15 protein-coding genes and 1 riboswitch are annotated in these 13,787 nt (G+C 73.6%); of the genes, 13 read left to right on the top strand and 2 right to left on the bottom strand.

Annotated elements, in window-relative coordinates; all coding sequences use genetic code 11:
* The first annotated feature begins 147 nt into the window (after positions 1-147).
* Complete coding sequence (locus O7607_RS01380; protein WP_269700466.1) at positions 148-1,896, top strand: M28 family peptidase; 1,749 nt, start codon at positions 148-150, stop codon at positions 1,894-1,896.
* Between the two features lie 43 nt (positions 1,897-1,939).
* Here the strand turns inward: O7607_RS01380 and O7607_RS01375 are convergent, their stop codons facing one another.
* Both O7607_RS01375 and O7607_RS01370 read right to left on the bottom strand, forming a co-directional pair.
* Complete coding sequence (locus tag O7607_RS01375; protein WP_269700465.1) at positions 1,940-2,830, bottom strand: septum formation family protein; 891 nt, start codon at positions 2,828-2,830, stop codon at positions 1,940-1,942.
* A gap of 76 nt (positions 2,831-2,906) precedes the next feature.
* Positions 2,907-3,794, bottom strand: a complete 888-nt coding sequence (locus O7607_RS01370; RefSeq protein WP_269700463.1) for a septum formation family protein — start codon at positions 3,792-3,794, stop codon at positions 2,907-2,909.
* 261 nt (positions 3,795-4,055) lie between these two features.
* Here O7607_RS01370 and rpe point away from each other — a divergent pair, with 261 nt between their 5' ends.
* From rpe to O7607_RS01310, 12 genes are all read left to right on the top strand, one after another.
* Complete coding sequence (gene rpe, locus O7607_RS01365; protein WP_174534484.1) at positions 4,056-4,736, top strand: ribulose-phosphate 3-epimerase; 681 nt, start codon at positions 4,056-4,058, stop codon at positions 4,734-4,736.
* Position 4,737: 1 nt separating this feature from the next.
* Complete coding sequence (locus O7607_RS01360) at positions 4,738-5,694, top strand: response regulator (RefSeq protein WP_269700461.1); 957 nt, start codon at positions 4,738-4,740, stop codon at positions 5,692-5,694.
* 73 nt (positions 5,695-5,767) lie between these two features.
* A riboswitch (FMN riboswitch) is annotated at positions 5,768-5,940 on the top strand.
* Positions 5,941-6,106: 166 nt separating this feature from the next.
* Complete coding sequence (gene ribD / locus O7607_RS01355; RefSeq protein ID WP_269700460.1) at positions 6,107-7,168, top strand: bifunctional diaminohydroxyphosphoribosylaminopyrimidine deaminase/5-amino-6-(5-phosphoribosylamino)uracil reductase RibD; 1,062 nt, start codon at positions 6,107-6,109, stop codon at positions 7,166-7,168.
* 1 nt (position 7,169) lies between these two features.
* Positions 7,170-7,781 (top strand): riboflavin synthase, encoded by a 612-nt coding sequence (locus tag O7607_RS01350; protein WP_269700458.1) that lies wholly within the window; start codon positions 7,170-7,172, stop codon positions 7,779-7,781.
* The gene (gene pnuC, locus O7607_RS01345; protein WP_269700456.1) at positions 7,781-8,476 is read left to right on the top strand and encodes a nicotinamide riboside transporter PnuC; all 696 of its coding nucleotides are present in this window, start codon (positions 7,781-7,783) and stop codon (positions 8,474-8,476) included. The genes O7607_RS01350 and pnuC overlap by 1 nt, the downstream gene beginning before the upstream one ends.
* Positions 8,473-9,738, top strand: coding sequence for a bifunctional 3,4-dihydroxy-2-butanone-4-phosphate synthase/GTP cyclohydrolase II (locus O7607_RS01340; protein ID WP_216933127.1), 1,266 nt, complete (start codon positions 8,473-8,475; stop codon positions 9,736-9,738). Before pnuC ends, O7607_RS01340 begins: the two co-directional genes overlap by 4 nt.
* Positions 9,739-9,742: 4 nt before the next feature.
* The gene (ribH, locus tag O7607_RS01335; protein ID WP_269700455.1) at positions 9,743-10,240 is read left to right on the top strand and encodes a 6,7-dimethyl-8-ribityllumazine synthase; all 498 of its coding nucleotides are present in this window, start codon (positions 9,743-9,745) and stop codon (positions 10,238-10,240) included.
* Between the two features lie 25 nt (positions 10,241-10,265).
* Complete coding sequence (locus O7607_RS01330) at positions 10,266-10,958, top strand: alpha/beta fold hydrolase (RefSeq protein ID WP_269700454.1); 693 nt, start codon at positions 10,266-10,268, stop codon at positions 10,956-10,958.
* Between the two features lie 64 nt (positions 10,959-11,022).
* Positions 11,023-11,286, top strand: coding sequence for a phosphoribosyl-ATP diphosphatase (locus O7607_RS01325; protein ID WP_013285536.1), 264 nt, complete (start codon positions 11,023-11,025; stop codon positions 11,284-11,286).
* Positions 11,287-11,329: 43 nt separating this feature from the next.
* Positions 11,330-12,175, top strand: a complete 846-nt coding sequence (gene hisG / locus O7607_RS01320) for an ATP phosphoribosyltransferase (RefSeq protein ID WP_269700453.1) — start codon at positions 11,330-11,332, stop codon at positions 12,173-12,175.
* On the top strand, positions 12,172-13,134 hold the full coding sequence (locus tag O7607_RS01315; protein ID WP_269700452.1) for a DMT family transporter: 963 nt from the start codon (positions 12,172-12,174) through the stop codon (positions 13,132-13,134). Before hisG ends, O7607_RS01315 begins: the two co-directional genes overlap by 4 nt.
* Positions 13,131-13,604, top strand: a complete 474-nt coding sequence (locus O7607_RS01310; protein WP_269700450.1) for a PH domain-containing protein — start codon at positions 13,131-13,133, stop codon at positions 13,602-13,604. Before O7607_RS01315 ends, O7607_RS01310 begins: the two co-directional genes overlap by 4 nt.
* Positions 13,605-13,787 lie beyond the last annotated feature (183 nt).

Genomic DNA, 13,787 nt, shown 5'->3' with positions numbered 1-13,787 from the left:
TGGGGAGGGATGGAGCGTGTGCGGCATCCCGGTGGGGGGAGGGGGTCGGTGGGATGTGACAGCCCGTTGACTGTGCGATCGATACATGTAACTGTTCCGATCACCGGTCCCGGCACCCCGCCCGCCGAACCCCCACGAGGAGTCTCCATGAGACGCAGAACGCCGACCACGAGCCTCGCGCTCGCCCTCGTCGCCACCCTGACGACGGCGAGCCTGGCCGGCACCGCCTCCGCCGCGCCCGCTCCGGCCTCCGCCCCCGCCCCGGCCGTCGCCGCGCTCGCCGCGCCGGACGTCTCCCTCAGCAACATCCAGGCCCACCTCAGCCAGTTCAACTCCATCGCCACCAGCAACGGGGGCAACCGGCGCTCCGGCTCGGCCGGCTACACGGCGTCGGTCAACTACGTCAAGGGCAAGCTCCAGGCCGCCGGCTACACGGTCACCGAGCAGAACTGCTCCACCTGCACCTACCCGGGCAACAACCTGATCGCCGAGTGGCCGCAGGGCCCCTCGGACCAGGTCGTCATGTTCGGCGCGCACCTGGACGGCGTCGCCGCCGGCCCCGGCATCAACGACAACGCCTCCGGTTCGTCGGTGCTGCTGGAGAACGCGCTGGTACTGGCCGCGCAGAACCCGACCATGACCAAGCGGGTCCGGTTCGCCTGGTGGAACGGCGAGGAGCAGGGGCTGCAGGGCTCCAAGCACTACGTCAACCAGCTCAGCTCCACCCAGCGCGGCTACATCAAGGGCTACTACAACTTCGACATGGTGGGTTCGCCCAACGGCGGCTACTTCATCAACCGGATCACCTCGGCCACCGCCGCGCCGCTGAAGGCGTACTGGGACTCGTTCGGCATCTCGCCGGAGGAGAACACCGAGGGGCAGGGCCGCTCCGACGACTACTCGTTCGCCAACGCCGGCATCCAGACCTCCGGCTACGCGGCGGGCGCCAGCTACACCAAGTCCTCGGCGCAGGCCAGCAAGTGGGGCGGCACCGCGGGCGCGGCGTACGACGGCTGCTACCACCGCTCCTGCGACAACACCAGCAACATCAACACGACCATCCTGAACCGGGCCGCGGACGGCGTGGCGTACGCGATCTGGGCGCTCGCGGTCGGCGGCGGCACGCCCACCAACGACTTCTCCGTCTCGGTGAGCCCCACCTCCGGCAGCGTCGCCCGGGGTGGCTCCACCACCGCCACGGTCAGCACCGCCACCACCGCCGGCAGCGCGCAGACCGTCTCGTTGTCCGCCAGCGGCGCCCCGAGCGGGGTCTCGGTGAGCTTCAGCCCGTCGTCGGTCACGTCGGGCGGCTCGTCCACCATGACGGTCGGCGCCTCGTCGTCGGCCACCACCGGCACGTTCACGCTCACCGTGACCGGCACCGGTTCGGCCACCCGCACCGCCAGCTACACGATCACCGTGACCGGCGGCAGCGGCGGCTGCACCGGCGGGCAGCTCATCGGCAACAGCAGCTTCGAGTCCGGCACCACGCCGTGGACCGCCAGCTCCGGCGTGATCACCAACAGCTCCAGCCAGGCGGCCCGCACCGGGTCGTACAAGGCGTGGATGAACGGGTACGGCTCCTCGCGGACCGACACGCTGTCCCAGTCGGTCACGCTGCCGGCCGGGTGCAGCAGCTACACGTTCTCGTTCTGGCTGCACATCGACACGGCCGAGACGACCAGCTCGGTCGCGTACGACAAGCTCACCGTGCAGGTCGGCTCGACCACGCTGGCCACGTACTCGAACCTGAACAAGGCCACCGGCTACACCCAGCGCACCTTCAACCTGGCCGCGTACGCCGGTCAGACGGTCACGCTGAAGTGGACCGGGGTCGAGGACTCCTCGTTGCAGACCAGCTTCGTCGTGGACGACGTGACGCTGCAGGTCGGCTGAGCGGCCCCGGGCGGGGTGGGTGCCGGCCCGCCCCGCCCGGGTCTCAGTTGATCGGCAGCGCCTTGGCGCCCGCGCCCTTGACCGACTTGGTCAGCGTCCGCCCGGAGACCCACAGGAAGCACTGCACGCCCCGGTCCCCGTCGCGCCACTGCTCCTCGTACGGGTGGTAGATGATGGTCCCGGCCCGGTACTGCATGTTGCCGTCGTTCGGCAGCCCGGCGTACTTGGCGATCAGGCCCCGGCAGGCCTTGTGCGTGCGCAGCGGCGTGCGGTCGAACTCCGCGTAGCTGATGTCCGGCGCCTGGTAGACACCGACGAACTCGGCGTGGTGCTTGCTGGTGCAGGCCACCGGCCGCATCGACTCCACCTCGTCCTTGCGCAGCTTCGGGTTGAAGCAGCCGAGCGCGAGCTTCGAGCCGGGCTTGAGCGCCCCGCGCAGGCTTCCGGTGCGCTGGGCCACGGCGCCCTCGTCCAGATCGGTCACCTCGGCGACGTCGCAGCGGTACCAGCGGGCCCCGCCGGACCACGCCAGCGTCGACGGGAAGACCACCGCCAGCCGCAGCCGCCCGGAGCGCCAGTCCGCGCCGACGGCGCGGGTGACCTGCCGGCCGCAGTCGGCGTGCGCGGCGCGCATCCCGGCCGATCCGGTGCGCGGCGGCGCGGAACGCTCCGCCTCCGCCCCGGTCATCGTGCCCACGTGCAGCGTCTCAGTGCGGTGCGGGGCGGCGCAGTCGACCGGCTGGTAGCCGCTGAGGTATCCGACGTCGGCGACGGTGGGATGGCAGGCGCCGGACTGCGGCACGAAACCGACGGGCGCGGCGAACGCGGGCCAGTCGTCGGTCAGGTCCCTGTCGACCCCGGCCGGCGCGGCGCAGCCGCCGAGCGCCAGCGCCATCACCGCGCCCACGGTGACCGCCGTCCACCATCGCCGCATCCCGACCGACCTCCCCCGTCGTCCGGAGCCGTCCGGCCGACCGGTACGCCTCGGCGGTGCAGCATACGGCAGTCGCTCAGGTCACCGGGAGTCCCTCGGGCCCGGCTCCGCGCACCGAGCGGTTCAGCTTGCGGTCGTCGCTCCACAGGAAACAGCGCACGCCCCGGTCGCCCTCCTCCCACTCCCGCTCCGACGGCGGGTAGAAGATGGACCCGGCCCGGTACGGCAGCTCGGCGTTGTCCGGCACCTCGGCGAACGCGGCGATCAGCGTCATGCAGCGCCGGTGCGTGGTGGGCGCGCCGCGGGTGAACTCCGCCCAGCTCATGTCGCGTTCCTCGTAGACGCCGACGAACTCCGCCCGGTGCGGTTCGGTGCACAGCACCGGGGCCATGTAGTTGAGGTTCTGGCCGATCAGCTTCGGGTCGAAGCACCTGTGCACCAGCGGGTTGTCGCCGACGAGCGCGCCCCGCAGGCTGCCGACCCGGTTGACCGGGCGGGTGTTGTCGATGCTGTCGGTCTCGGCCAGGTCGCACCGGAACCAGCGGGCGCCGGACGTCCAGGCGGTCACCGTCGGCAGCGCGATGTTCAGCGTGAGCCGGGCGGCGTGCCAGTCCCCGCCGATCATCTCCCGCGCCCGCTGGTCGCACTCGGCGCGCGCGGTCCGCAGCGCCGGTGAGCCCGGTTCCGGGCGTACGCCCTGCGCCTCCGGCCCGGTGAACCGGCCGACGTGCACGGTCTCGGCCAGGTGGCTGCCCGCGCAGTTCACCGTCTCGTACGTGGCGGCGGACACCACGGTGCTCAGCCGGGGCAGGCACGCCTCGGTCGCCGGGACGAACAGTTGCGGCACCGGCAGTGCCGCCCAGTCGTCGATCAGGTCGCCGTCGGCCCGGTGCGCCTGTGCGCATCCCGCGAGCACCACCGTCGCGGCGCCGGCCAGCGCGAGCACGTGGAGCCACCGTCGCATCGTCCGCCCCTTCCGGGAGAGATGGCAGCCGGTCGTCATAGGCCCGACCGGCGTCCCCCGCGCCCGGGCGTGCAGCATACGTGACCGTCCCTGTAGGAGTTTCGTCACCTTTCAATCGATCGGCCAGTCACCGGCGACTATTCGTGCCGAATTTCTCGCCGGACGGCCCGATGATGCACCATCGGTCACGGAAGGATCACCAGCTGTCGCTCCGGGAGCCGTGCCGCTACCTCCGGATCACCGCGTTCGTACACTGGCCCGGTGACAGTACCGCCGCCGATCGTCGCGCCCAGCATCCTGGCCGCCGATTTCGCCCGCCTCGCCGACGAGGTCCGTGCCGTGGAGCCCGCCGCCGACTGGCTGCACGTGGACGTCATGGACAACCACTTCGTGCCCAACCTGACCATCGGGCTGCCGGTGGTGCAGAGCCTGCGTGCCGTCACGGAGATCCCCTTCGACGTGCACCTGATGATCGAAGATCCGCGCCGCTGGGCGCCCGGGTACGCCGACGCGGGCGCGTACAACGTCACGTTCCACGCCGAGGCGTGCGACGACCCGGTGGCGCTCGCGAAGGACCTGCGCTCGGCCGGGGCGAAGGCGGGGCTGGCGATCGACCGGGACACCCCGATCGAGCCGTACCTGGAGTTGCTGCCGAGCTTCGACACGCTGCTGATCATGACGATCAAGGCCGGCTTCGGCGGCCAGCGTTTCCTGCCGCAACTGCTGGACAAGGTGCGCGCGGCCCGCCGGCACGTCGACAGCGGGCACCTGGAGCTGCGCATCGAGGTCGACGGCGGCATCGCCGCGGACACCATCGAGCAGGCCGCCGCGGCCGGCGCCGACGCGTTCGTCGCGGGCACCGCCGTCTACGGCGCCGACGATCCCGCGGAGGCGGTGCGCCGCCTGCGGGGCCTGGCGGAACGCGCGATGACCGGGGCCTGAGATGGACCCGGCCGGCGAGCGACCCGACGTGATCCTCGTCGTCGACGACGACGAGGACATCGCCCGCTTCGTCGAGTTCAACCTGCGCCTGCACGGCTTCGAGGTGCTGCACGCCGCCGACGGCCAGGAGGCGCTGGAGATCATCGAGCGGCAGCGGCCCGACCTCGCCGTGGTCGACCTGATGATGCCGCGCATCGACGGGCTGGAACTGACCCGGCGGCTGCGCGCCGACCCGATGACCTCGGCCCTGCCAGTGATCATGCTCACCGCCAAGGGGATGACCCAGGACAAGGTCAACGGGCTCAGCGTCGGCGCGGACGACTACCTGGTCAAGCCGTTCGACACGCTGGAACTGGTGGCCCGGGTCAACTCCACGCTGCGGCGCAACAAGGAGTTCCGGGAGGTTTCGCCGCTGACCGGCCTGCCCGGCAACAGCCGGATCCGGCGGGAGATCAGCGACCGGGTGCGCAACGGCGTCGACTACGCCGTCGGCTACATCGACATCGACCGGTTCAAGAGCGTCAACGACCGGTACGGCTTCGTGCGCGGCGACGAGTTCATCTCCGCCCTGGCCCGCAGCCTGCACCGGGCGGTGGTGTCGATCGGGCTGCCACCGGCGTTCCTCGGCCACGTCGGCGGCGACGACTTCGTCATCGTCTGCGCCCCCAACCAGGTCCGGCCGCTGACCAGCCGGGCCGTGGTCGACTTCGAGAAGGCCGCGGACGCGCTCTACGACGCCACCGACCGGGAACGCGGCTTCGTCGAGCTGAAGGACCGGCGCGGGAACATTCGCCGCGCCGCGCTCGTCACGCTCTCCATCGGCGTGTCGCTGTCCGATTCCGGCAAGCGGTTCACCGACCCGCTGGAGGCGATCGCGGTGGCCTCGGAGATGAAGACAGTGGCCAAGAGCCAGCCCGGCTCGTACGTGGCGGTGGACCGCCGTCGCGGCGTCACCTGACCGGCCCTGTGAGGTAGCTCGCCTCTGTGGCGCACGGCCGGGCGGAACGTGTAAGACTTCCCGTGTACCCACCACGCGCTGGCGGGGCTCGGTGAAATTCCGAACCGGCGGTGATCCACGGTCCGACCGTGGTAAGCCCGCGACCCGGACGGCTTCGGCCGGACGGTGGACCTGGTGAGAATCCGGGGCCGACGGTTGGGGTGCGGCTCGTCCGCCCCCAGAAAGTCCGGATGGGAGACAGCGCGCGGAACGGGGGAGGCCCTGCCGGCCGCTGAGCACCCTCAGCCGCCGCGTGGGCTCCCCGGGGTCGGCACTGCCGTCCCCGGGTTTCCCGCCGCCGCGTGTCCGCGGCTTTCGTGCCGCTGCTCCCGAACCGCCCGCGCGTGACCGGCGAGCGGGAGGACAGGCGGCCATGGCGAGCGTCTCCGTCGACGAGGCGATGCGTCGTGCCATCGAACTGGCCGCGCGCGGCCTCGGCGCCACGAGCCCCAATCCGGTGGTCGGCTGCGTGCTGCTCGGCGCCGACGGCGAGGTCGTCGGCGAGGGCTTCCACGCGTACGCCGGCGGCCCGCACGCGGAGATCGTCGCGCTGGCACAGGCCGGCACGCGCGCCCGCGGCGGCACCGCTGTGGTCACCCTCGAACCCTGCGACCACACCGGCCGCACCGGCCCCTGCAGCCACGCGCTCATCGCCGCCGGGGTGTCCCGCGTGGTGATCGCCGTCCCCGACCCCAACCCGGTCGCCTCCGGCGGCGCGGCCACGCTGCGCGCCGCCGGGGTCCAGGTCGATCTGGGGGTACGCGGCCAGGAGGCCGAGGCCGGCAACGTGGCCTGGCTCACCTCGATGCGCCGGGGCTGGCCGTACGTGATCTGGAAGTACGCGGCCACGCTCGACGGGCGCTCCGCCGCCGCCGACGGCACCAGCATGTGGATCACCTCCGAGGCGGCCCGGATCGACGTGCACGCGCTGCGCGGGACCGTCGACGCGGTGCTCGCCGGGGTGGGCACCGTCCTCACCGACGACCCCCGCCTCACCGCGCGCAACCTGCGCGACGGCACGCTCGCCATCCGGCAGCCGCTGCGGGTGGTGGTGGACAGCTCGGGGCGTACCCCGGCCGACGCCCGGGTCCGCGACGGCGCCGCCCGCACCTGGGTGGCCACCGCCGCGGAGGTCGGCGCCGGCCCGGACGGCCGGGTCGACCTGGCGGCGCTGCTCGCGGAGCTGCACCACCGGGGTGTGCGGGCCGCGCTGCTGGAGGGCGGGCCCACGCTGGCCGGCGCGTTCCTCGCCGCCGGCCTGGTCGACAAGATCGTCGGGTACGTCGCGCCGAAGCTGCTCGGCGCCGGCCCGACCGCGCTGCGCGACGCCGGCGTGACGACCATCGCCGACGCCATCGACCTGGAGATCACCGACGTTACGCGGGTCGGTCCCGACCTGCGGATCACCGCGCTGCCCCGGAAGAGGGAGGCCTGACATGTTCACCGGCATCGTCGAGGAACTGGGCGAGATCGTCCGGAGCACCGAGACCGGGGACGACTCCGCGCTGGTCGCCATCCGCGGCCCGCTCGTCACCTCGGACGCCCGGCACGGCGACTCGATCGCGGTCAACGGCGTCTGCCTCACCGTGGTCGACGTCGACGGCGGCGTCTTCACCGCCGACGTGATGGGCGAGACGCTGCGCCGCACCGCGCTGGGCGCGCTGCGCCCCGGCGACCCGGTCAACCTGGAACGGGCCGCCGCGCTCAACAGCCGCCTCGGCGGGCATCTGGTGCAGGGTCACGTCGACGGCGTCGGCGAGATCGTCGTCCGGGAGCCGGCCGCGCAGTGGGAGACCGTGCGGTTCCGGCTGCCCGCCGGGCTGGCCCGGTACGTGGTGGAGAAGGGCTCGATCACCGTCGACGGCGTGTCCCTGACCGTCGCCGAGGCCGGCGACGACTGGTTCTCGGTCGGTCTGATCCCCACCACGCTCAAACTGACGGTGCTCGGCAGCAAGCAGGTCGGTGACCCGGTCAACCTCGAGGTGGACGTGCTGGCCAAGTACGTCGAGCGGCTGCTCGGCGACCGGAGCGCGGGGGGTGCGCGGTGATGGGCCCGCTCGGCTGGCTGCTCGACGCCCAGGTGCACGTGGCCGGTTCGCCGGTGCTGGTCCGGGAGATCGTCGGCAACGGCTTCGGGCTCGCCTCGGCGCTGCTCGGGCTGCGCCGGGTGGTCTGGGCCTGGCCGGTCGGCATGATCGGCAACGCGCTGCTGCTCACCGTGTTCCTCGGCGGCGTCTTCGTCACCCCGCAGGCGCACGACCTCTACGGCCAGGCCGGCCGGCAGGTCTTCTTCTTCAGCGTCAGCGTGTACGGCTGGTGGCGCTGGTCGCGCAACCGGCGCGGCGGTGGCGGGGACCAGCCGGCCGTGGTGCCGCGCTGGGCCACCTGGCCGGAGCGGCTCGGCCTGCTCGTCGCCGCCGTCGTCGGCACCGCCGCCGCGTACCCGGTGCTCGCCGCGCTCGGCTCGTGGGGGCCGCTGCCGGACGCCTGGATCCTGGTCGGCAGCCTGCTCGCCACCTACGGCATGGCCCGCGGCTGGGTCGAGTTCTGGCTGATCTGGATCGCCGTCGACGCGGTCGGCGTACCGCTGCTGCTGCGCGGCGGCTTCTACCCGTCGGCCGCCATGTACCTGGTCTACGGCGCGTTCTGCGCCGCCGGCCTGTACAGCTGGTGGCGCACCTCCCGGGCCGTCGCGACCGCGCCCGCCCCGATCCCGGCGACGTACTCGGAGGCCGTGGCATGAGCACGTTCGGTTCGATCGAGCAGGCGGTGGCGGACATCGCCGCCGGGCGTCCGGTGGTGGTGGTCGACGACGAGGACCGCGAGAACGAGGGCGACCTGATCTTCGCGGCCGAGCTGGCCACCCCGGAGCTGGTCGCGTTCATGGTCCGCTACACCTCCGGCTACATCTGCGTGCCGCTGACCGAGGACGAGTGCGACCGGCTCGACCTCCCGCCGATGCACCACACGAACCAGGACCGGCGGGGCACCGCGTACACGGTCACGGTGGACGCCCGGGAGGGCGTCAGCACCGGCATCTCGGCCGCCGACCGGTCGCACACCATCCGGCTGCTCGCCGACGCCGCCACCGGCCCCACCGACCTGGCCCGGCCCGGTCACGTGGTGCCGCTGCGCGCCCGCGCCGGCGGGGTGCTGCGCCGGCCCGGGCACACCGAGGCGGCGGTGGACCTGACCCGGCTGGCCGGGCTGCGCCCGGCCGGCGTGCTCTGCGAGCTGGTGAACGACGACGGCACCATGATGCGCCTGCCGGACCTGGAGAAGTTCTGCGCCGAGCACGGGCTGACGCTGGTCACCATCGCGGACCTGATCGCCTACCGGCGGCGTACCGAGAAGCAGGTCGAGCTGGCCGCCGAGGCGCGGATGCCCACCCCGTACGGCGTGTTCCGGGCGCTCGGCTACCGCGCCGAGCACGACCCGGCCGAGCACGTCGCGCTGGTCATGGGCGACCTGGGCGACGGGCGGGACGTGCTGGTGCGGGTGCACTCCGAGTGCCTCACCGGCGACGTGTTCGGCTCGCTGCGCTGCGACTGCGGGCCGCAGTTGCAGGCCGCGCTGGCCCGGGTCGCCGCGGAGGGACGCGGTGTGGTCCTCTACGTGCGCGGGCACGAGGGCCGGGGCATCGGCCTGCTGCACAAGCTCCAGGCGTACCAGCTCCAGGACCAGGGCCGCGACACCGTGGACGCGAACCTCGACCTGGGCCTGCCGGCCGACGCCCGCGACTACGGCACCGGCGCGCAGATCCTCTACGACCTGGGCGTGCGGTCGATGCGGCTGCTGACCAACAACCCGGCCAAACGGGCCGGGCTGGAGGGATACGGCCTCACCGTGACCGGGCGGGAGGGGCTGCCCGTGCGGTCCAACCCGGAGAACGTGCGCTACCTGCGCACCAAGCGGGACCGGATGGGTCACCTGCTGGACGGACTGGACGAGGTGACCGAGGCGCCGATGGGCCGCCCGGTCGCCGGTGACGAGATCGGAGCGTAGGGCGATGGCGGGTTTCGGTGAGCCGGGCGTGAGCGCGGTGGACGCCGCCGGCATGACTGTCGGCGTGGTGGCCGCCCGGTGGCACGGCGACCTGACCGACCACATGACCGAGCGGGCCGTGGCCGCCGCGCAGGCGTGCGGGGCGCGGGCCGTGGTGGCCCGGGTGGCGGGCTCGGTGGAGCTGCCGGTGGTGGCCCAGGCGATGGCACGCCGCTTCGACGTGGTCGTCGCGCTCGGCGTGGTGGTACGCGGCGCGACGGCGCACTTCGACTACGTGTGCCAGTCCGTCACCGAGGGGCTGACCCGGGTGGCGCTGGACGAGGGCAAGCCGGTGGCGCACGGGGTGCTCACCGTGGACACCATCGAGCAGGCCCGGGACCGGGCCGGGCTGCCCGGCTCGGCCGAGGACAAGGGCTGGTCGGCGACGGTCGCCGCGCTGGACGCCGCCCTTGCCGTGCGCGCGCTCGACGCCCAGTCCGCCCACCGGGTCGGCTTCGCCTGACCCACCGCTGTGGTTGACTGCCGCGATGACGGAGATCGGGTACGCGGACCTGCCGGGGCTGCGGATGGCGTACCGGGCCTGGGGCCGGGCCGACGGCCGTCCACTCGTGGCGCTGCACGGCGGCGCCGGATCGGGGGAGACCTGGGCCCCGCTCGCGGCGGCGCTCGGCTCGACCACCCGCACGTACGCCCCCGACCTGCGCGGCTACGGCGCCACCGGGCCGGCCTCGGCGTACTCGCTGGAGCTGGTCCGCGACGACGTGCGAGGTCTGCTCGACGCGCTGGCGCTGACCCGGGTCGCGGTGCTGGGCCACTCCTCCGGCGCGGTGGCCGCCCACCTGCTCGCCCGCGCGTGTCCGGACCGGGTGGCGGCGCTGGTGCTCGTCGAACCTCCGCCGCCGGTGCCGCTCGGCCTGCGGCTGCCCCCTCGGCCGGACGGACCGCTGCCCTACGACTGGGCCGCCCGCGAAGCGGTCGTCGCCGAACTCAACGCCCCGCCGCCCACCTGGTGGGAGGGGTTGGCGGAGATCACCGCGCCGACTCTGGTGGTGGCCGGCGGTCCCGCCAGCCACCTGCCGCAGCACGAGCTGGCGCGGATGGCGGCCCGGATCCCCGCCGCCCGCCTGGTGACAGTCGAGGCCGGTCACGCGGTGCCGGCCGCGCGCCCCGCCGGGCTCGCCACCGCGGTACGGGACTTCCTCGCCGCGCTGCCCGGGTGAGCCGGACGACGCGGGTGGACCCGGTGGGCGTGCTCACCCGGGGCGGCTGGAAGAATCGCCTTCCGTGAAGACGTTCGAGGAGTTGTTCGCCGAGCTGCAGGCCAAGGCCGCCGCCGGCACCCCGGGCTCGGGCACCGTCGAGGCGCTCGCCAAGGGCGTGCACTTCATCGGCAAGAAGGTCGTCGAGGAGGCGGCCGAGTCGTGGATGGCCGCCGAGCACGAGGGCCCGGAGCGGGCCGCCGAGGAGATCTCCCAGCTGCTCTACCAGGCGCAGGTGCTGATGCTCGCCACCGGCCTGGAACTGAAGGACGTCTACCGACATCTCTGAGTGCCCGTCCGCTGATCATCCGATCGAACGAAGGAGCACTCCCATGCTGCGTGTCGCAGTACCCAACAAGGGCGCCCTGGCCGAGAAGGCCGCCGGGATGCTGCGCGAGGCGGGCTACCGCCAGCGCACCGACCCGAAGGACCTGGTCTGCCGGGACGAGCCCAACGACATCGAGTTCTTCTACCTGCGCCCCAAGGACATCGCCACCTACGTCGGCTCCGGCGACCTGGACGTCGGCATCACCGGCCGCGACCTGCTGATCGACTCCGGCGCGCCGGCCGAGGAGATCCTCGACCTCGACTTCGCGCGGGCCACGTTCCGGTTCGCCGCCCGGCCCGACGACGTGGCCACGGTCCAGCAGCTCGGCGGGCACCGGATCGCCACCGCGTACCCCGGTCTGGTCGAGCGGCACCTGGCCGAGACGGGAGTCAAGGCCGACGTGATCCGCCTGGACGGCGCGGTGGAGAACGCCATCCGCCTCGGCGTGGCCGATGTGATCGCCGACGTGGTGGAGACCGGCGCGACGCTGCGCCAGGCCGGCCTGGTGGTCTTCGGCGAGCCGCTGCTGCGCTCCTCGGCGGTGCTGGTCCGCCGCGCCGCCGCGCCCGGCGGCCCCCAGCAGGAGCAGTTGCTGCGCCGCCTGCACGGCGTGCTCGTCGCCCGCCGGTACGTGATGCTCGCCTACGACGTACCGGCCGGCCTGCTGGACCGGGCCAGCTCGCTGACCCCCGGCATCGAGTCGCCGACCGTCTCGCCGCTGCACCGGGAGGGCTGGGTCGCGGTGCAGGCGATGGTGCTCCGCGACGACGTGCACCGGATCATGGACGAGCTGTACGAGCTCGGCGCCCGCGCGATCCTGGTCACCAACATCCACGCCTGCCGGCTGTGAGGCCGCTGCCGCTTCCGGCCGCGCTCGCCGTGGTCGTGGCCGGTGGCGTGGCCTCGGCCGCCCAGGGCGCGGTCAACGCCGAGATGGGGGAGCGGACCGGCGCCCCGGTCCTCGGCGCGGTCGTCAACAACCTCGGCGGCTGCCTGCTGGTGCTGGCCGGAGTCGTGGCGCTGCCGTCGATGCGTGCCGGGCTGGCCGGGCTGCGCCGCTCCGGGCTGCCCTGGTGGGCGTACCTGGGCGGGGTGGGCGGCGCGGTGATCGTGCTGGTCGCGCCGGTGGTGGTGCCGGTGCTCGGGGTGGCGGTGTTCACGATCGCCCAGGTGGCCGGCGGCAGCCTCGGCGGCCTGGCGGTGGACCGGGCCGGGCTGGCCGCGACCGGGCGGATGCCGCTCACAGTGCCCCGGGTCGGCGGTGCGGTGCTCGGCGTCGGCGCTGTCGCGCTCGCGCAGCTCGGCCGCCCGGTCGGTGACCTGGCGGTCGGGCTGGTGCTGCTCTGCGTCCTGGGCGGGCTGGCGGTGGCGACGCAGTCCGCGCTCAACGGCCGCGTCGCCGCCACCGTGGGCCCGGCCGCCGGGCTCGCCGTCAACTTCGCGGTCAGCACCGTGGTGATCGGCGCGGTGGCGGCGCTGACCGGCGCGCTCGCGAGCCAGCCCCGCTGGCCCGGCCAGTGGTGGCTCTACGTCGGCGGCCTGCTCGGCGTCGGCATCGTGCTCTCGCTGCTGGTCGGGGTACGCGCCGCCGGGGTGCTGCGCACCGGCCTGGCGCTGGTGGCCGGGCAGCTCGGTGGCGCGCTGCTGCTGGACCTGGTCCTGCCCGGCGGGCCCGGTGTCCGGCTGCCGGTGCTGGCCGGCGCCCTGCTCACGCTGCTCGCCGTGGTGGTCACCGGGCTGGGCCGGCGCGGCCCGGACCGTGTGGCGGCCGAAGGCGCGCGCGAACCGGATGGCAGACTGGTCGGGTGAGCGATTCCGTGGTGACCGTGCGACCCCGCCGCATCCGGGTCGTCTGCTGGGTGTCGGCCGTCACGCTGGTCGTGGTGTTCAGCCTCGTCGCGACGTCGCTGACCGGCGCCACCGGCAACGGCTACGGCACGTTCCAGCGCGGCGACCAGTTCGCCATGATCGGCCTGGGCGTCTTCGGCGCGCTCGGCTTCCTGCTGTTCACCCGCCCGCGCGTGATCGCCGACGCCAAGGGCGTCCGGGTGCGCAACGTGATCAGCTCGTACGAGCTGCCCTGGGAGGTGATCCGGGGGGTCCGGTTCGACCGGGGCGCCCCGTGGGCCAGCCTGGAGCTGCACGACGACGACCTGCTGCCGATGGTCGCGTTGCAGGCCGCCGACAAGGAGAGCGCGGTCGAGGCGGTCCGCGCCCTGCGCCGCCTGCACCAGGCGCACCTGGCGGCGCTGTCCGCCGGCCAGTCGGCACCCCGCTGACCAGGGAGCCCGGTTTGGGCGGGCCTGGGCCGAGGGTGTAGTGTTGCGGAGTCGACCAGACTGCCCCCGTCCCTGACGCGCGGGCGGTCGTGAAGCGGAGCGCCCGCTCCCACCCGAGTCGCCGCCACGGTGGCCGGGTCCGGTCCCCGGTTTCGGGCATGTCCCGACGCCGGATGCGCGATC

The sequence above is a fragment of the Micromonospora sp. WMMA1949 genome, assembly GCF_027460145.1.
Taxonomy (GTDB): domain Bacteria; phylum Actinomycetota; class Actinomycetes; order Mycobacteriales; family Micromonosporaceae; genus Micromonospora.
This window is presented reverse-complemented; position numbering and strand designations above follow the sequence as displayed.